At 71.7% G+C, this 16,131-nt stretch carries 18 protein-coding genes; 15 read left to right on the top strand and 3 right to left on the bottom strand.

The genetic code is table 11. From position 1 onward, the window contains the following. Positions 1–500: 500 nt before the first annotated feature. On the bottom strand, positions 501–1,436 hold the full coding sequence (locus tag ACFMQL_RS11670) for an alpha/beta fold hydrolase (RefSeq protein ID WP_364063629.1): 936 nt from the start codon (positions 1,434–1,436) through the stop codon (positions 501–503). A gap of 180 nt (positions 1,437–1,616) precedes the next feature. Between ACFMQL_RS11670 and ACFMQL_RS11665 the strand changes: the two genes are divergently transcribed. The 15 genes from ACFMQL_RS11665 to ACFMQL_RS11595 all read left to right on the top strand — a co-directional run bounded on the left by ACFMQL_RS11665 (position 1,617) and on the right by ACFMQL_RS11595 (position 14,353). Then, the gene (locus ACFMQL_RS11665; RefSeq protein ID WP_364063626.1) at positions 1,617–2,771 is read left to right on the top strand and encodes a histidine kinase; all 1,155 of its coding nucleotides are present in this window, start codon (positions 1,617–1,619) and stop codon (positions 2,769–2,771) included. Then, positions 2,768–3,427 (top strand): response regulator transcription factor, encoded by a 660-nt coding sequence (locus ACFMQL_RS11660; RefSeq protein ID WP_364063623.1) that lies wholly within the window; start codon positions 2,768–2,770, stop codon positions 3,425–3,427. The genes ACFMQL_RS11665 and ACFMQL_RS11660 overlap by 4 nt, the downstream gene beginning before the upstream one ends. Positions 3,428–3,544: 117 nt before the next feature. Beyond that, on the top strand, positions 3,545–5,107 hold the full coding sequence (locus tag ACFMQL_RS11655; RefSeq protein ID WP_364063621.1) for an amidohydrolase: 1,563 nt from the start codon (positions 3,545–3,547) through the stop codon (positions 5,105–5,107). 19 nt (positions 5,108–5,126) lie between these two features. After that, entirely contained in the window at positions 5,127–6,479 is a 1,353-nt protein-coding gene (locus tag ACFMQL_RS11650) for a hypothetical protein (protein WP_378785643.1), read from the top strand. 34 nt (positions 6,480–6,513) lie between these two features. Beyond that, the gene (locus tag ACFMQL_RS11645) at positions 6,514–7,167 is read left to right on the top strand and encodes a sigma-70 family RNA polymerase sigma factor (protein ID WP_378785641.1); all 654 of its coding nucleotides are present in this window, start codon (positions 6,514–6,516) and stop codon (positions 7,165–7,167) included. Continuing rightward, a complete protein-coding gene (locus ACFMQL_RS11640) occupies positions 7,164–7,379 on the top strand; it encodes a hypothetical protein (protein WP_364063613.1) in 216 nt (71 codons plus the stop codon). The genes ACFMQL_RS11645 and ACFMQL_RS11640 overlap by 4 nt, the downstream gene beginning before the upstream one ends. Positions 7,380–7,429: 50 nt before the next feature. Next, positions 7,430–8,194 carry an SDR family NAD(P)-dependent oxidoreductase gene (locus ACFMQL_RS11635; protein WP_378785639.1) on the top strand — a complete coding sequence of 255 codons (765 nt, stop codon included), beginning with the start codon at positions 7,430–7,432 and terminating at the stop codon, positions 8,192–8,194. 32 nt (positions 8,195–8,226) lie between these two features. After that, on the top strand, positions 8,227–8,703 hold the full coding sequence (locus tag ACFMQL_RS11630) for a peroxiredoxin family protein (RefSeq protein WP_364063607.1): 477 nt from the start codon (positions 8,227–8,229) through the stop codon (positions 8,701–8,703). A gap of 13 nt (positions 8,704–8,716) precedes the next feature. After that, positions 8,717–9,853 carry a molybdopterin-dependent oxidoreductase gene (locus tag ACFMQL_RS11625; RefSeq protein ID WP_378785637.1) on the top strand — a complete coding sequence of 379 codons (1,137 nt, stop codon included), beginning with the start codon at positions 8,717–8,719 and terminating at the stop codon, positions 9,851–9,853. Continuing rightward, positions 9,850–10,242 carry a hypothetical protein gene (locus ACFMQL_RS11620; protein WP_378785636.1) on the top strand — a complete coding sequence of 131 codons (393 nt, stop codon included), beginning with the start codon at positions 9,850–9,852 and terminating at the stop codon, positions 10,240–10,242. Before ACFMQL_RS11625 ends, ACFMQL_RS11620 begins: the two co-directional genes overlap by 4 nt. 86 nt (positions 10,243–10,328) lie before the next feature. Next, on the top strand, positions 10,329–10,745 hold the full coding sequence (locus ACFMQL_RS11615; RefSeq protein WP_364063598.1) for a hypothetical protein: 417 nt from the start codon (positions 10,329–10,331) through the stop codon (positions 10,743–10,745). A 105-nt stretch (positions 10,746–10,850) separates the two neighbouring features. Next, positions 10,851–11,771, top strand: coding sequence for an ABC transporter ATP-binding protein (locus tag ACFMQL_RS11610; protein ID WP_364063595.1), 921 nt, complete (start codon positions 10,851–10,853; stop codon positions 11,769–11,771). Next, a complete protein-coding gene (locus tag ACFMQL_RS11605) occupies positions 11,768–12,472 on the top strand; it encodes an ABC transporter permease (protein WP_364063592.1) in 705 nt (234 codons plus the stop codon). The genes ACFMQL_RS11610 and ACFMQL_RS11605 overlap by 4 nt, the downstream gene beginning before the upstream one ends. A gap of 7 nt (positions 12,473–12,479) precedes the next feature. Continuing rightward, positions 12,480–13,712: a sensor histidine kinase gene (locus ACFMQL_RS11600; RefSeq protein WP_378785634.1), complete on the top strand. Its 1,233-nt coding sequence runs from the start codon at positions 12,480–12,482 to the stop codon at positions 13,710–13,712. Beyond that, complete coding sequence (locus ACFMQL_RS11595) at positions 13,709–14,353, top strand: response regulator (RefSeq protein ID WP_378785632.1); 645 nt, start codon at positions 13,709–13,711, stop codon at positions 14,351–14,353. The genes ACFMQL_RS11600 and ACFMQL_RS11595 overlap by 4 nt, the downstream gene beginning before the upstream one ends. Before the next feature lie 7 nt (positions 14,354–14,360). Here ACFMQL_RS11595 and ACFMQL_RS11590 read toward each other — a convergent pair whose 3' ends face one another. Both ACFMQL_RS11590 and ACFMQL_RS11585 read right to left on the bottom strand, forming a co-directional pair. Continuing rightward, on the bottom strand, positions 14,361–15,176 hold the full coding sequence (locus tag ACFMQL_RS11590; RefSeq protein WP_364063587.1) for a carbohydrate ABC transporter permease: 816 nt from the start codon (positions 15,174–15,176) through the stop codon (positions 14,361–14,363). Continuing rightward, on the bottom strand, positions 15,173–16,117 hold the full coding sequence (locus ACFMQL_RS11585) for a carbohydrate ABC transporter permease (RefSeq protein WP_378785630.1): 945 nt from the start codon (positions 16,115–16,117) through the stop codon (positions 15,173–15,175). Before ACFMQL_RS11585 ends, ACFMQL_RS11590 begins: the two co-directional genes overlap by 4 nt. Positions 16,118–16,131 lie beyond the last annotated feature (14 nt).

Genomic DNA, 16,131 nt, shown 5'->3' with positions numbered 1-16,131 from the left:
ATTGCGCACCCACCCGATCCCGGGCCGGCCGACGTTGACGACGTCCATGCGCACCGCCGTGTCGGGCACGCCGGACGGTGGCGGGTAGGCGACGGGCCCGGTCGTGGGCGTCTGTCGTCCCCAGGGCAGCGGCGGCAGGGCCGGGGGCTGTGTGCCGGTGACCGGCTGCGCCGCTTCTGCGCCCGCGTACAGCGCGTGGCCCCGTACACACGGAACGAGGCGCGTGCCCGCCGCAAGCCCCTGAGAGCGGCGGGGCACGCGCCCCGGTCTGGCAGCGCGCCCGATCTGGTGGCGCGCCCGGTCTGTGGTCCGGCCGCTACGGGCCGATCGGATGTGGCCGGTTCGGACCGGCTGGTCAGGGATGGCCGTCAGGACAGGCAGGTCGGGGACGGCCGTCCAGGACCGGCTGGTGAGGGACGGCCGGTCAGGATCGGCCGGTCGGGGATGGCCGGTCAGGATCGGCCGGTCGGGGCAAATTCGGGTGGAGCAGACCCGGCTGGTCAGGACTGGCCTCCGGCGGCCTGCCCGGCGACCCGCTCGATGGACTCGACGGCGAGCTCGGGCTGGTCGACGTAGATGTAGTGCTCGCTCTTGTCGGCCACGATCAGCTTGCTGTTGCTGGACAGGCCGAGCCACTTGCGCTGGCCGGCGGTCCAGGCCTGCTCCAGCTTCTGCCCGTACTGGGGGATCGCCGCGAGGTACTCCTTGCCGTGCTTGAGCACCTCGACCGGGATGTCACCGGCGGAGCCGACCGGGCCGTCGGGCATGCTCAGCAGCTCCGGGTTCTGCCCCTTGAAGACCGCGAGGTTCTGGGCGCGGAGCTGGCCGGCCGGGCCCTTGGCGTTCGCGGGGATCGACTTCTCCATGTCGCTGAGCATGGTGGGCGGGGTGGCGTCCATGAGGACGACGCCCTTGACCCTGTCGGTGTGCTCGGGGGCGTACCGGCCGGCGAGCAGGCCGCCGAGCGAGTGGCCGGCCAGCACCACCGGGTGGTCGCCCGCGGCCTTGTCGAGCACCGCGGTCAGCACCTCGCCCGCGCTGTCGAAGGTCTGCGGGCCCTTGGGCTTGTCGCTGGCGCCCTCGCCGGGGCGGTCGTAGGAGCAGACCCGGTGCTTGGCGCTCAGCGTCTTCTGCAGGGAGGCCAGCTTGTCCAGGCCGTCACCCGCACCGGCCATCAGCATGATCACCGGCTTGTCCTTCTCGGCCTCGCCGGTGCAGGACACGTTCACCTTCACGCCCGCCACGTCGATCTTCTGGGTCCCGGTGAACAGCTTCTCTGCGGGCTCCGAGGACGTGGTCACCAGGGAGTCGAGCTTGTCCAGCTTGTCCAACTCGTCAAGCTTGTCGAGCTCATCGGGGTTGCAACCGGCGGCCGCCATGCCGAGCAGGGCGACGGCGACGGCGGTCAGGGCGGTCTTCTTGAAGGTGCGGAACATGGTGTCCTCCAGGGGCTTAAAGGAACGTCCTCGGCGTTACGTCCGTTACGCTACGGAATCGAGCACCCCTGAAGCGTCACCACACAGTGGACAATCGCCAGTAGCTCGCAAGGGGGACAAGCCGCCACGACTTCGCTCCGAATTGGGCATACCACCCCGCGCAACCGCTAGGCTCGCCGGGTGATGGATCTTCGACGCATCGGGGAGGTCTGGCGGCGGAGCGACGTCACAGTACGGGACCTCCCCCTGGCGCTCCTGCTGGTCGTCCTCTCGCTGGTGCCCGAGTTCCACGGCAGCGGCACCTCGCTCGGCCTGCTGCCCAACCGCCCCTTCGACGTCTTCGCGCTCGTGGTGATCGCGCTGGAGGCCCTGCCGCTCATTGTGCGGCGGCGGCGCCCGGGCCTGTGCGTCACGCTGGTGGTCATCGGCTTCTCGCTCGACCAGGTCATGGCCTACCACGCGGTGAGCAGCATGGCGCTGCCGCTCGCGCTCATCAACACCGGCGCCCACCTCGAACGCCGCAGGAAGCTCACCGCCGTCCTGCTCACGCTGGCGTACCTGGTGCTGATCTCCTGGCTCGAGATGCTGGGCTCGAAGGAGACGCCGTCGGACCTGGTGGTGTTCTACGTGGCGCTCGTGGTCCTGTGGGGAGTCGGCTCCTGGGTGCGCTCCACCCGCGCCGCCGAGGCCGAACGCCGCCGACGCATCGCCGAGGCCACCCGCACCGCCGAGCGCACCCGCATCGCCCGCGAGCTGCACGACGTCGTGACCCACCACGTCACCGCCATGGTCGTGCAGGCCGAGGCGGCGCGCTACCTCACCGCGGCCCCCGAGCGCCTCGACAGCGCGCTCGCCTCCGTCACCGAGACGGGCCGGCGGGCCATCTCCGACCTGCGCCACCTGCTCGACGTGCTCAACCCCGAGCACGAGGCGGACTTCACCGTGCCGTCGGCGAGCGACATCGGCGACCTGATCGAGCAGACCCGGCAGGCCGGACAGCCGGTCGAGTTCGACGAAGAGGGCAAACCATCCGAATCGGCGGGCAGTGCCGAGTTCGTCACCTATAGAGTCGTCCAGGAAGCTCTGACGAACGCCCTCAAGTACGCGCACGGCAGCCACACCGTTGTCCAGGTGCGCTATGGCGAGGAGGAGATCAGCGTGGCGGTCACCACCGACGGCTCCGGCTCCCGTGCCGCGGCCGTGGGAGGCAGCGGGCGCGGCCTGACCGGGCTCCGCGAACGCGTCGAAGCCCTCGGCGGTGAGTTCACCGCCGAACCGCAGGCCGGCGGCGGCTTCGCCGTACGCGCCGTCATCCCCACGGGGAGCGGGTCGTGACCGCGCCGATCCGGGTGCTGGTCTGCGACGACCAGGCGCTCATCCGCACCGGGTTCGCCACCATCATCGACGCGCAACCCGACATGGAGGTCATCGGCGAGTGCGGTGACGGCCGCACCGCGGTCGAGATGGCCCGCAAGCTCGGCCCCGACCTCGTCGTGATGGACATCCGCATGCCCGTGCTCGACGGCATCGAGGCCACTCGCCGGCTCGCCGGGGCCGGCGTCGAGGATCCCATCAAGGTGCTCGTCGTCACCACCTTCAACCTCGACGAGTACGTCTACGAGGCGCTCCGCGCGGGTGCCAGCGGCTTCCTGCTCAAGGACGCCCCGCCTGCCCAGCTCCTGCACGGCATCCGTACGGTCGCCACCGGCGCCGCGCTGATCGACCCGGAGGTGACCAGGCAGCTCGTCGGCAAGTTCGCCGCCCGCATCCGCCCCGCCGACGTCCAGGCCACCGAGCCCGCCCTGACGCCGCGCGAGCTGGAGGTGCTGCGCCTCATCGCCGACGGCCAGTCCAACAGCGAGATCGCCGCCACCCTGGTGATCAGCCAGGAGACCGTCAAGACGTACGTCTCCCGCATCCTCACCAAGCTCGACCTGCGCGACCGCGTCCAGGCCGTCGTCTACGCCTACCGCCACGGCCTCGCCTCCTGACGCCCGCCCGCCCGCCGGTGACCGAGCCGGGTGATGAGCTGGGAAAGCGCGTGTCTATAGTGCTTCCTGCCCTTTTCGCGACTCCTGCTGGGAGCGGCACTGAGAGGTCACCGCCGCATGCTCGTCTACCGCAACGCCGCCATCCGCACCGGTGTCGCCGGCGCTCCCGCCGCTTCGGCCATGGCCGTGGACGGCGAGCGGATCGTGGCCGTGGGCACCGAGGACGAGGTGCGCGCGGCGGCGGGCCCGGCGGCGGAGCCGGTGGACCTCGACGGAGCCGCCGTCCTGCCCGGCTTCTACGACGCCCACATCCACACCGCCCAGTACGCCAACAGCCTCACCGGCGTCGACCTGCGCGACGCGCGTTCCCTGGACGAGGCGCTGGCCAGGATCGCCGCGCACGCGGCCAGGCTGCGTCCCGGCGGGTGGCTGTTCGGCGGCCGGTGGGACAGCAACACCTGGGACCCGCCCGTCCAGCCCGACCGCCGCGCGCTCGACTCGGTCTGCCCCGACCTGCCCGTGGCGCTGCCGAACGCCGACACCCACACCGTCTGGGCCAACACCGCCGCACTGCGGCTGGCCGGCATCGACGCGAGCACCCCCGACCCGGTGGGCGGCGAGATCGTCAGGGACGCGGACGGCGAGCCCACCGGCATCCTGCGGGAAGCGGCGGCGGCCCCGCTGCGCGCCCTGATGGTCTCCGGCGACCTGCGCGACCGCCTGCGCGCCGGCCAGGAGGAGCTGCTCGCGCTGGGCGTGACCAGCGTGCACGACATCGACGGCGAGGACTGCCGCGCCGCCTACCTGGAGCTGCGCGAGGCGGGCGAGCTGAAGATCCGGGTGCACAAGGCGATCCCGCTCGACCACCTGGAGGCGGCCATCGCCGAAGGGCGCAGGACCGGGGACGGCGACGACTGGATCCGGACGGGGCCGGTCAAGGTGTTCAGCGACGGCGCGCTCGGCTCGCACACCTGCCACATGCACCGGCCGTTCGCCGGCGAGGACGGCAACACCGGCATCGCGGTCACCCCGTACGAGGACCTCGTCCGCATCTTCCGCACCGCGGCGGCGGCCGGGATCGCGGTGGCCACGCACGCCATCGGCGACCGGGCCAACCGGCTGGTGCTGGACGCGTACGAGGAGATCGGACCGACCCCGGGCCTGCGGCACCGCATCGAGCACGCCCAGCACCTGAGGCCGCAGGACCTGGCGCGGATGGCCAGGCTGGGGGTCGTCGCCTCGATGCAGCCGGTGCACTGCACCAGCGACATCTCCCTGGTGGACGCGCTGCTCGGCGGGCACGACCTCGCCTCGTACGCCTGGCGCGGCATGCTGGACGCCGGCGTCGCGCTCGCGTTCGGCTCCGACGCGCCCGTGGAGAGCCCCGACCCGTTCGCCGCCCTGTACGCCGCGGTCACCCGCACCAGGCAGGACGGCACCCCCGAGGGCGGCTGGCAGCCCGAGCAGCGGCTCACCATGGCCGAGGCGATCACCGCCCACACGCTGGGCGCCGCGTACGCGGCCGGCGAGCAGGACCGCAAGGGCGTGCTCGCGCCCGGCATGCTGGCCGACTTCATCGCGGTGGACACCGACCCCTACCTGGAGGCGCCGGCGGCGGTGCTGCGCACCCGGGTGCTCACCACCGTCGTCGGCGGCGAGATCCGCTGGCGGCGATCCTGACAAGGAGTGCTTTCGACCGTTGTCGCGTATCCCCCAAGGCGGAGCCTGGCTGCTCGCCTACTTCCTCCTCAGCAGCGTCGCCGAGGCGCTGCAAGCGGTCGCCATCCTCTGGGCGTCGTACGAGCTGACCCACAACGCCACCGTCACCGGCGTGGTCAACGCCGCCGCGTACGTGCCGGGCATCGTGCTCGGGCTCGTGCTGCGCAAGCGGGTGGACGGCGGGCACGCCTCGCGGCAGCTCGCCCTCACCAACTGGGCACTGGCCGGCGGCTCGGCCGCCCTCGCCCTGGTGTACGCCGCCGGGTCGTCTCATGACGTGGTGCTGGGCGCGTTCATCGTCGCCCAGTGCGTGCTGAGCGTGGTCAAGGCGCTGAACAAGGCGTACGTCGGCCGCGTGATCAGGCAGCGGTTCCCGTCGCCCGCGGGCATCAGGCTGCGCGAGCAGGTGACCTCGCTCGGGCTGGTCGGCGGGCTGGTCGGCGGTGGCGCGGCGGGCCTGGTGCTGGAGACAGGTGCCGCCGGGTGGTGTTTCGGCGGTGCGGCCCTGCTGTACGTGCTGAGCCTGGCCTCGGCCTGGCGGGTCGGTTCCCGGCCGGACGCCGATACCCGCCCGGCCGCCGCGAACGGCCCCGGCGACGAGGGCTCGTCCGGCGAGGAAAACCCCGCCGGCGAGCGATCCGCCGCCGAGGCCCCCGCCGGGGCCGAGGTGGAGGCCGATCCCGTGCCGGAGCCGGAGCAGCCGCGCGGATCCGGTCCCGCGACGGGGCCGGGGCGCGGGACCGGCTCCGCGCCGGACGCGGGCGCGGCGGGGCGGCTTCGGCTGATCCTGTTGTACTCGGTGCCGAGCAGCGGCTCGCTGCCGTTCATCTCGACGCTCACCGTCCCGCTGGCGCAGGCCGTCGCGCCCGGTTCGAGCACCCTGTACTCGATCCTCACCGTGGCGAGCACCTGCGGCGGCTTCCTGGCCGGGGCCGCGCTGTCCAGCGGCCGCATGTCCTCGCGCACGTTCCTGAACGCCGCGCTCGTCGCGGGCGGCGTGCTGTCGGCGGCGGTGGCCGCGACGCTGTGGCCGCCCGCCGTCGTGCTGGTCATGCTGGTGCTGAACATGGTGATGACCGGCCACGTCATGGCGATGCAGGTGCTGACCAACCAGGCGCCGCCCGAGGATCAGGTGGGCAGGTTCGCGGTGGTGCGCAACGCGGTCGCGGGCACGGCCAAGGCGGGCTTCTCGCTGCTCGCGGGCTGGCTGGTCGAGGCGGCGGGACTCACCGTGGCCTGGCTCTTCCTGGCGGTGGTGCTCGGCGTGTTCGGCGCGGCCTGGTGGACCGTGCGGCAGCGTACGGCGATCCTCCGCCTGGTCACCGTCACCTAGCCGGCCCAACCAGCGGGCTCGGTAGCATGCCCGCATGGGGGGAGGCATCTCGCCGGGGCGCGTCACGCTGGACGACGAGTCGGCCGAGTGGGTGCGCGCGCTGCGCGGCTCCGCGCCGGAGCGTCAGCAGGCCGTCGACCGGCTGCACGCGCTGCTGCTGCGCATCGCCAGGAAAGAGGTGGCCAGGCGCGCTGCGCGGCTCGGCGTGACCGGGCCCGAGCTCGACGACCTCGCCCAGCAGGCCACCTCCGACGCGCTGCTCGCCATCACCCGCAAGATCGGCGATTTCCGTGGTGAGAGCCGGTTCACGACCTGGGCGTACAAGTTCGTCGTGCTGGAGGTGGCGGGGAAGGTCGCGCGGCACTTCTGGCGCGACCCCGGCGTGCCGATGGAGGGCGAGCAGTGGGAGCGGCTGCCCGACCGGTTCGGGCTCGACCCGGCCAGGGAGTCGGAGTGGCGCGACCTGCTCGCCGCGCTGCGCCAGGCCGTACAGGACACGCTGACCGAGCATCAGCGCCGCGTCTTCGTCGCGCTGGTGCTCACCGGCGTGCCGCTGGACGTCCTGGCCGCCGAGCTGTGCACCAACCGCAACGCCATCTACAAGACGATGTTCGACGCCAGGCGTAAGCTCAGGGCCGCGCTCGCCGCTAAGGGTTACGTGGACGACACGATGGTGAGGCGCCCATGAACGACTGGGCCGAGCTCGACCGCTTCCTGCGGACCGACCCGCGCGACGTGGGCTGCGAGGAGGCGATGGCCATGCTGCACGTGTACGTGGAGCTGGCGGCCGAGGACCCCGCCGAGGCGGAGCGGCGTCATCCGGGCATCGCCGCGCACCTGCGCGCCTGCGGCCCGTGCGACGACGACTTCGAGGGCCTGCTCGCCGCCATCACCGAGTGACCTGCGTCACATCGCGGTAAGGGTTCGCCCCCGGTCGTCGCGAACGGGGCATGACCGATTCGTTCACAGGCAGGGCCGCCCTGGTCACCGGAGCAAGCCGGGGGATCGGCCGGGCCATCGCCGCCGGTCTGGCCGCGGGCGGCGCGAGGGTCGCGCTGCTCGTGCGGTCGGAGGACGAGCTGGCCGGTACGGCCGGCATCATCAAGGCGGCGGGCGGCACCGCGTACGTGGTGCCCGCCGACCTGGGCGACGAGGGCGAGCTGTCCCGCGCGATCGAGCGGGTGCGCGGCGAGCTGGGCCCGGTCGACATCCTCGTCAACAACGCGGGCGTGGTGTGGCCGCTGCGGCCCACGCCCACCCTGGACGTCGCCGACTACGCGGCGGCCACGCGCATCAACCTGCTCGCGCCGGTGACGCTCGCGGTGGCGTTCACACCCGGCATGGTCGAGCGGGGCTGGGGCCGCGTCGTCAACGTCTCGACCGGCGCCGTCACCCGCCCGGCCAGCATGATCGGCGGCAACGCGTACGTCACCACCAAGGCCGCGCTCGAGATGCACACCATCAACCTCGCGCTCGAGCTGGACGGCACCGGCGTCACCGTCAACGTCTACCGCCCCGGGGTGGTCGACACGGCCATGCCCGCCTACATCCGTGCCCAGGACCCCGCGAGGATCGGGGCCGCGCTGCACGAGCGGTTCGTCCGCACGCACGCCGAAGGGCGCCTGATCACGCCGGAGCAGTCGGCGAAGAAGCTGCTCGACCACCTGGCGAACGACGACGGCACCGCCCAGGTCTGGGACGCCGACGCCGCCTGACCAGCCATCACCCCGAGAGAGGAAACGACGAGATGAGCCTGCTCGACACCGGAGACACCTTCCCCGGCCTCACCCTGACCCTGCCCGGCGGGCAGACCCTCGACCTGCCGGGCGCGCTCGCCGGCCACTACGGCGTGGTGCTCTTCTACCGGGGCGCGTGGTGCCCGTACTGCAACGCCCAGCTCCGCGCGTTCCAGCGCTCGCTGGACAAGCTGGCCGACCTGGACGTCAAGGTGGTGGCGGCCTCCGTGGACGACGAGGCCACCACCAAGGAGACGATCCACAAGCACGGCCTGGAGTTCCCGGTGGGGTACGGCGCGGACGCCCATGCGTTCGCCGCCGCCACGGGCGCGTTCGTCAACGAAGACCCGCTCTACCTCCAGTCGACCGGCTTCGTGCTGGACCCGAACGGCCGGGTCCTGATCAGCGTCTACTCCAGCGGCGCCATCGGCCGCCTCGTCCCCGAGGACGTCGCCGGCCTGGTCCGCTACATCCGCGAGCACGTGTAACCGGGGCGGGACGATGAGCAGCCGACTGAGACGAGCCGAGGACGTGGCGAAGTCGCTGGCCGGCCGGTTCACCAGCACACTGCACTCGGAGCAGGTGGCGGCCAAACTGGGCATGTGGCTGGGCGTCAGCTTCACCGTCGCGTTCGCGACCGGGCTGTTCAGCCACTTCGTCCAGCACACGCCCGCCTGGCTGCTGTGGCCGTCGCGGCCGGTCAACCTCTACCGGGTGACGCAGGGACTGCACGTCATCGGCGGCATCGCCACGGTCCCGCTGCTGCTCGCCAAGCTGTGGACGGTCTATCCCAAGCTGTGGCAGTGGCCGCCGCTGCGCTCGGCCGGGCACGCGGCCGAGCGGCTGTCGGTGCTGCTGCTGGTCGCGGGGGCGCTGTTCCAGCTCGTCACGGGGCTGATGAACATCGCCTACACGTACCTGTGGCCGTTCGGGTTCGTGCAGGCGCACTACTGGACGGCGTTCATCGTGTACGGCGCGCTCGTCATCCACGTCGCCAACGAGTGGGCCAAGGTCAGGCGGCACGCCTGGACGCGGGTGGAGCAGCCGGACCGCCGCCGCTTCCTCGCCACGGTGGCCGCCGCGTGCGGCGTGGCGGCGCTGGTCACCGCGGGCGAGACCGTCACGCCGCTCAAGCGGCTCGCGGTGCTCGCGCCGCGCGATCCGGACGTGGGGCCGCAGGGCGTGCCGGTCAACAGGTCCGCCGCGGCGGCCGGGGTCACGCAAGTGCTCGGCGACCCGGCGTACCGGCTGGTCGTGACCGGCGCCGTACGTACGGAACTGTCGATCAGCTACGCCGAGCTGGCCCGCATGCCGCAGCACACGGTGCGGCTGCCGATCGCCTGCGTGGAGGGGTGGAGCGTGGAGTGCGAGTGGACGGGCGTGCGCCTGCGCGACCTGATCGCCGCGGCCGGCGGCGCGCCCGACGCGTTCCTGACCGTCGAGTCGCTGGAGCGCAACGGCTACTACCGCAGCAGCGAGGTGCGCCCGCCGCACTGGCAGGACCCGCTCACCCTGCTCGCGCTCAAGCTCAACGGCCGCACGCTCGACCCCGACCACGGCTATCCGGTACGCCTCATCGCCCCGAACCGGCCGGGCGTCATGCAGACCAAGTGGGTGGGGACGGTGCGGGTCGCATGAGATGGATCATGTACGCGGCCGGCGCCGCCCTGGTGCTGCTCGGCTTCGCCGGGCTCATCGCCGAGAGCAATCCGGTGGGCTGGGCCGTGTGGTTCGGCGGCGCGGCGGTGGCGCACGACGCGATCCTCGTGCCTCTGGTGCTGCTGGCCGGGCTGGCACTGCGCAGGACGGGCTGGGCGGTGCGGGCCGCCGCGATCGTGGCGGGCACGGTGACGCTCGCGACCCTGCCGACCGTGCTCGCCCTGGGCCGCCGCGGCGACAACCCGTCGATCCTGCCGCTGGCTTACGGCCGCAACCTGCTCCTCGTCCTCGCCGCCCTCGCTCTTGCCGCCCTCCTGCCCAGGCTGTGGGAGCTCTTGGCCCGGCTGCGCCGCCGCTTCCGGGAGTGATGGATCAACACGTTCTCAACACATCCTCAACACGCCCATGCCCAGACTTCTGATCGAGAAGTCACTTCGAGGGATGGGAGAGGCATATGCGGTTGCTGAGCAAGGCTGCGGTGGCGCTGGTGGCCGCCGGAGTCGCCCTGTCGGGAGTCCCGGCCGCCCACGCTGTGGCAGCCGGGCCTCCCAAGGACGAGCAGTGGTACGTCAGATGTGCGCGCGTCAGCACGACGACCGGGCCCAACCTGGACGACGGCTATGGGGTGATGAAGGGGTCGTTCAACCTGAAGAAGGACCCGGCCCAAGGCGCGTGCAACGTCACCCGGATGCGCGCGGGGCAGGTGCTCTACTTCCACTGCTGGAGGAAGAACTCCCACGGCAACCTCTGGGTCTACGGGCGGATCAAGGGCACCAGGACGCACGGGTGGATGTCGCTCGCCAACTTCCGCTCGGTGTACAAGACCGACCATCCCCGGTGCGACTGGAACAAGGACAAGGACCACACGTAAGCCGCGCATCCACCGATCGGTTGATTCGCGGCTCAGCCGTATCGGCGCCGGTTCGTGGCCGGCCGGGCGATTCGGGCGAGGGGCCTCTCCCGCCACAGTAGGGGCATGGCGGTTATCGAGGTGGACGCGCTCGTCAAACGGTACGGCGGGCTGCCGGTGGTGAACGAGGTCTCGTTCTCCGTGGCGGAGGGTGAGATCTTCGGCATCCTCGGCCCCAACGGGGCGGGCAAGACGACGACGGTGGAGTGCATCGAGGGGCTGCGCCGGCCGGACGGCGGCTCGGTCAGGGTGCTCGGGCTGGACCCGGTCAAGGATCGGCGGGAGCTGAGCCACCAGGTCGGCGTGCAGCTCCAGCAGTCGCTGCTGCCGGAGAACATCAAGGTGGAGGAGGCGCTGCAGCTCTTCGCCTCCTTCTACCGATCCCCCAGGGACTGGCGGGGGCTCCTGGAGGATTGGGGGCTGGCCGACCGGCGCAAGGCCAGGTTCGGGGCGCTGTCGGGCGGGCAGAAGCAGCGCCTGTTCATCGCGCTGGCGCTGGTGGGCGATCCGAAGGTGGCCTTCCTCGACGAGCTGACGACGGGCCTGGACCCGGCCGCGCGCCGCGCCACCTGGGAGCTGATCAAGCGGGTACGCGCGGCGGGCGTCACGGTCGTCCTGGTGAGCCACTTCATGGACGAGGTGGAGGAGCTGTGCGACCGGGTCGCGGTGTTCGACCGGGGCAGGATCGTCGCGCTCGACACCCCGGCGAACCTGATCTCCGCCGTGGACGCCGATCAGCACCTGCGGTTCAAGCCGCTCGCGCCGTTCGACGACGCGCTGCTGACGGGGCTGCCCGGGGTGGTGTCGGTGACCCGCCAGGGCGAGCAGGTGATCGTGGCGGGGCGCGGGGAGTTCGCGGTCGCGGTGACGTCCGCGCTGGCGCGTGAGCGCGTGCCGGTGGCCGGGCTGCGCGTCGATCAGCACACGCTGGACGACGCGTTCGCCGCCCTGACGGGACGTCCGTTCGACGGCGGGGAGGACGCGTGACCGGCTTCGGAAGTCTCGCCCGCGTCGAGTCCAAGCTGCTGCTGCGCGACCCCGGCGCGATCTTCAGCATGGTGATTCCGCTGTTCATCCTGGCGGTCTTCGGCAGCGGCGCCGCTCCCGGGGACGTCGCGCTGCCCGCGATGTCGATGACGGTCGCGGTGGGCCTGGTGGGGCTCTACATGGTGCCGACCACGCTGGCCACGTACCGGGAGCGGGGCATCCTGCGCCGGCTGTCCACGACCCCGGTCAGCCCGGTCACGCTGCTGGGCGTGCAGCTGACGCTGCAGCTCGTCTTCGCGGTGCTCGCCTCGGCGCTGCTCGTGGGCGTCTCGGTCGCGGCCTTCTCGGCGGCCGTGCCGGCGCGAGCCGTGACCATGGCGGTCGCGTTCCTGCTCGGCACCTCGGCGGTCTTCGCGATCGGCCTGCTCATCGCCGCGACCGCGCCGAGCGGCCGGGCCGCGAACGGCATCGGCGTGCTGCTCTACTTCCCGCTCGCCTTCCTCGGCGGCCTGATGCAGCCCAAGGAGGCCATGCCTGAGGTGCTGGCCGCGATCGGGGAGTGGACCCCGCTGGGGTTGTTCCGCCAGGCCGTGTTCGACGCCTGGAGCGGGGCGGCGACACAACCCCTCATTCTTGCCATAATGGCGGCATATGCGCTGGTAGTTGGTGGGGTCGCGGCGCGAATCTTCCGCTGGGAGTGAGGTACGCGTGAGCGAGCAACCCGAGACCGCGCACACGCGCGTGACCCTCGGTCTCGCCGCCGTGCCTTACGTGCTGCTCGTCGTCTCCGCCGGGCTCGCGCTGCTCACCGAGGACCTCACGACGGTTCAGCGGAACGCGGTGATCGTGCTGAGCACGCTCGCGGCGGCCTGGACGGCGTGGCTGGTCACGCTGTGCCCCGCCCGCACGGCGAGCGCCAGGGGCGCCGCCGTCTACATCGCCGGCCTGGTCGCGCTCATCGCCGCGCTCGGCCTGCTCAGCCCATGGTTCGCCGGCTTCTACGCCTTCATCGGCTACTTGCATTCATGGCAGCTGCTGCGCGGACGCTGGCGGATCGCGGGCGTGGCGGCCACGGCGGCGGCCGCCGTCACCGGCTTCTTCGGCGGGCTGCCCGGGCCCGATCCGGCCCTCATCTCCTCGTACGTGCTGGTCATCGCCGCCATCGTGGTCATGGTCGTGCTGTTCAGCCTCTTCGGCGACATGATCAACGATCAGAGCGTACGCAGGCAGCAGATGGTCGAGCAGCTCGCCGCCACCAACGCCAGGCTCGAGGAGACCATGCGGGAGAACGCCGGGCTGCAGGCCCAGCTCCTCCTGCAGGCCCGCGAGGCCGGCGTCACCGACGAGCGGCAGCGCATGGCCAGGGAGATCCACGACACGCTGGCCCAGGGGCTGACCGGGATCATCACGCAGATCCAGGCCGCGGTGAAGGCCGAGGACGATCGCGACGCCTGGCGCCGTCACCTCGACAACGCCGCCCGCCTGGCCAGGGAGAGCCTGGCCGAGGCGCGCCGGTCCGTGCACGCCGTGGGCCCGGCCGAGCTGGAGTCCGCCCGGCTGCCCGAGGCGCTGGCCGACGTGGTGCGGCGGTGGGAGTCCGTGCACGGCGTCCCGGCCGCGTACACGACGACGGGGACGGCCAGGCCGCTGCACCCCGAGGTGGAGGTGACCTTGCTGCGGGTCTGCCAGGAGGCGCTCGCGAACGTGGCCAAGCACGCCCGTGCCTCCCGCGTCGGCGTCACCGTGTCGTACATGGACGACGTGGTCACACTGGATGTGCGCGACGACGGACGCGGGTTCGTGCCGGGCACCGGTGGCGGCTTCGGCATGACGTCCATGCGGCAGCGCGTCTCCGCGCTCGACGGCACGCTGGAGATCGAGTCCGAGCCAGGCACGGGCACCGCCGTCTCCGCCACCGTCCCCGCCAGGGAGCCCCGATGACCGCGTTGCACGAGGCGTCCATCCGGCTGATCGTCGTCGACGACCACCCCATCGTCCGCGACGGGCTGTGCGGCATGTTCGCGGGGGAGCCCGGCATCGAGGTGGTCGGGGTCGCGGGCGACGGCGCGCAGGCGGTCGCGCTCGCCGAGGAGCTGCGGCCCGACGTCATCCTCATGGACCTGCGGATGCCGGGCACCGACGGCGTCACCGCGATCAAGCGGCTGGCCGAGCGGGGGAGCACGGCCAGGGTGCTCGTGCTGACCACGTACGACACCGACCGGGACGTGCTGCCCGCCATCGAGGCGGGCGCCACCGGCTACCTGCTCAAGGACGCGATGCCCGACGAGCTGGTCCGCGCCGTCCGCGCCGCCGCCCGTGGCGAGTCGGTGCTCTCGCCGTCGGTGGCCACCCGCCTGCTCGGCCGGGTACGCGCGCCGTCCGACCCGCTCAGCGCCCGCGAGCTGGAGGTGCTCGGCCTGATCGCCCGGGGCTGCACCAACAGGGAGGCCGCCGCGCGCCTGTTCATCAGCGAGGCCACGGTCAAGAGCCACCTGCTGCACATCTACGCCAAGCTCGGCGTCAACGACCGCGCCGCCGCCGTCGCCGCCGCCTTCGAACGCGGACTCTTCGACCGCCCCTGACCGCGCCTCAGCCCTTGGTGGCGCCGGCGGTCAGGCCGGAGACCACGTACTTCTGGACGAAGAGCGCGATCACCATGATCGGCAGCGTGACCACGGTGGTCGCGGCCATCAGGCCGCCCCAGTCGATGCTGGCGTACCCGACAAAGTCGAAGATCGCCACGGGCAGGGTCTTGGTGTCCGCGTCGGACAGCACCAGCGCGAACATGAAGTTGTTCCACGAGAAGATGAACGACAGGATCCCCGCGGTGGCGACGCCCGGCACCGACAGCGGCAGCGTGATCCGCCGGAACGCGCCGACGTGCGTCAGCCCGTCCACCAGCGCCGCCTCCTCCAGCTCCGTGGGCAGGCTGTCGAAGTAGCCCATCATGATGTAGACCACGAGCGGCAGCGAGACGAACATGTGGCTGATGATCAGCACCCCGAAGCCGCCGACCATGCGCAGGTTGGAGAAGACGTAGAACCACGGCACGAGCAGCGACACGCCGGGGATGATCCGGGCCATCAGCACGACCAGCGCCGACTTCTTCATGTTGAACCGGCTCATCGAGTACGCGGCCGGCACGCCCAGGATGAGCGAGGCCACCGTGGCGGCGAACGCCACCCACAGGCTGTTGAGTATGAAGTCGATGTAGTTGGCCTGCTGGAGCACCTTGCCGTAGTTGTCCAGCGTGGGGGAGAAGGCCAGCGCCTTAGCGGGGTCGTAGATGTCGACGTTCGTCTTGAGCGACGCGGCGACCATCCACACCAGCGGCGCGATGAGCACGAGCACCACGACGGTGAGCGCCACCGCGCGGAAGATCCGGTACGCGGGCCGCAGCCTCATCGCCGTGCCTCCTTGCGCCGGGCGGTCAGGGCCCACATCGCCCCGATGATGATGAGGAAGAAGAGGATGAGGACGGTGGACGAGACGCCGTACTCGTTGTAGTCGAAGCTGAGCCCGTAGGCGTACACGTTGAGCGTCTCCACCTCGTGGAAGGAGCCGCCGCCGCGGCCCTTGGTGGCGTACAGGATGTCGAAGGTCTTGAGCGCGTCGATGCCGCGCAGCAGGACCGCGACGGTCAGGGTGGGCGTCAGCAGCGGCAGCGTGATGTGCCTGAACCGCTGCCAGGTGCCCGCGCCGTCGATGAGCGCGGCCTCCTGCGGCTCGTCGGACAGCGAGGTGAGCCCGGCGAGCAGGATCAGCACCACCATCGGCGTCCACTGCCACACGTCGATGAGGATTGTGGTGGGCAGCGCGGTGTGCTGGCCCGCCAGCCAGGGCTGTGGGGAGATGCCGAACCAGCCGAGTATCTGGTTGGCCAGGCCGATGTTCGCGTCGAAGATGAGCCGCCACATCATGCCGACCGCGACCGGGGTGGCGACGAGCGGCAGCAGGATGGCGACGCGGACCCACCGCTCGCCCTTGAACGGCCGCCACAGCAGCAGCGCGATCGCCATCCCGAGCACCACCTCGAACAGCAGCGCCGTGAGGGTGAAGGCGGCCGTTCTGCCGACGGCGGGCCAGAACCGCTCGGTGTCGGTGAGGACGTCGAGGTAGTTCCGCAGGCCGACGAAGTCGCTCTCCGCGCGGACGGAGCCCTCGGCGTCGGTGAGGCTGAGGTAGATCGTCCAGGCCAGCGGGAAGACGAGCAGCACGGCGACGAACGTCATCGCCGGCGCGGCGAAGAGCCATTTGCGGTGATCGTCCACCCAGCGCGCCCACCCGGGGGTGACGGGGGTCTCGGTGGACGCGCTGCGCGGTGGCTCGGTGGTGGTCGTTGCCACGGGATCTCCAGTGA

Origin of the sequence: Nonomuraea fastidiosa (genome assembly GCF_042751225.1) — a bacterium.
In the GTDB taxonomy this organism is placed as follows: Bacteria; Actinomycetota; Actinomycetes; order Streptosporangiales; family Streptosporangiaceae; genus Nonomuraea; species Nonomuraea fastidiosa.
The sequence above is the reverse complement of the archived record's forward strand: the minus strand, read 5'-3'. Positions and strand labels throughout refer to the sequence as shown.

Bases quoted from the DNA above. Each gene is read 5' to 3' on its own strand.
- ACFMQL_RS11610 (WP_364063595.1), top strand. From the start codon at position 10,851: ATGGCGGTTATCGAGGTGGACGCGCTCGTCAAACGGTACGGCGGGCTG.
- ACFMQL_RS11625 (WP_378785637.1), top strand. From the start codon at position 8,717: ATGAGCAGCCGACTGAGACGAGCCGAGGACGTGGCGAAGTCGCTGGCC.
- ACFMQL_RS11595 (WP_378785632.1), top strand. From the start codon at position 13,709: ATGACCGCGTTGCACGAGGCGTCCATCCGGCTGATCGTCGTCGACGAC.
- ACFMQL_RS11645 (WP_378785641.1), top strand. From the start codon at position 6,514: ATGGGGGGAGGCATCTCGCCGGGGCGCGTCACGCTGGACGACGAGTCG.
- ACFMQL_RS11670 (WP_364063629.1), bottom strand. From the start codon at position 1,436: ATGTTCCGCACCTTCAAGAAGACCGCCCTGACCGCCGTCGCCGTCGCC.
- ACFMQL_RS11640 (WP_364063613.1), top strand. From the start codon at position 7,164: ATGAACGACTGGGCCGAGCTCGACCGCTTCCTGCGGACCGACCCGCGC.
- ACFMQL_RS11590 (WP_364063587.1), bottom strand. From the start codon at position 15,176: ATGAGGCTGCGGCCCGCGTACCGGATCTTCCGCGCGGTGGCGCTCACC.
- ACFMQL_RS11630 (WP_364063607.1), top strand. From the start codon at position 8,227: ATGAGCCTGCTCGACACCGGAGACACCTTCCCCGGCCTCACCCTGACC.
- ACFMQL_RS11620 (WP_378785636.1), top strand. From the start codon at position 9,850: ATGAGATGGATCATGTACGCGGCCGGCGCCGCCCTGGTGCTGCTCGGC.
- ACFMQL_RS11655 (WP_364063621.1), top strand. From the start codon at position 3,545: ATGCTCGTCTACCGCAACGCCGCCATCCGCACCGGTGTCGCCGGCGCT.
- ACFMQL_RS11635 (WP_378785639.1), top strand. From the start codon at position 7,430: ATGACCGATTCGTTCACAGGCAGGGCCGCCCTGGTCACCGGAGCAAGC.
- ACFMQL_RS11615 (WP_364063598.1), top strand. From the start codon at position 10,329: ATGCGGTTGCTGAGCAAGGCTGCGGTGGCGCTGGTGGCCGCCGGAGTC.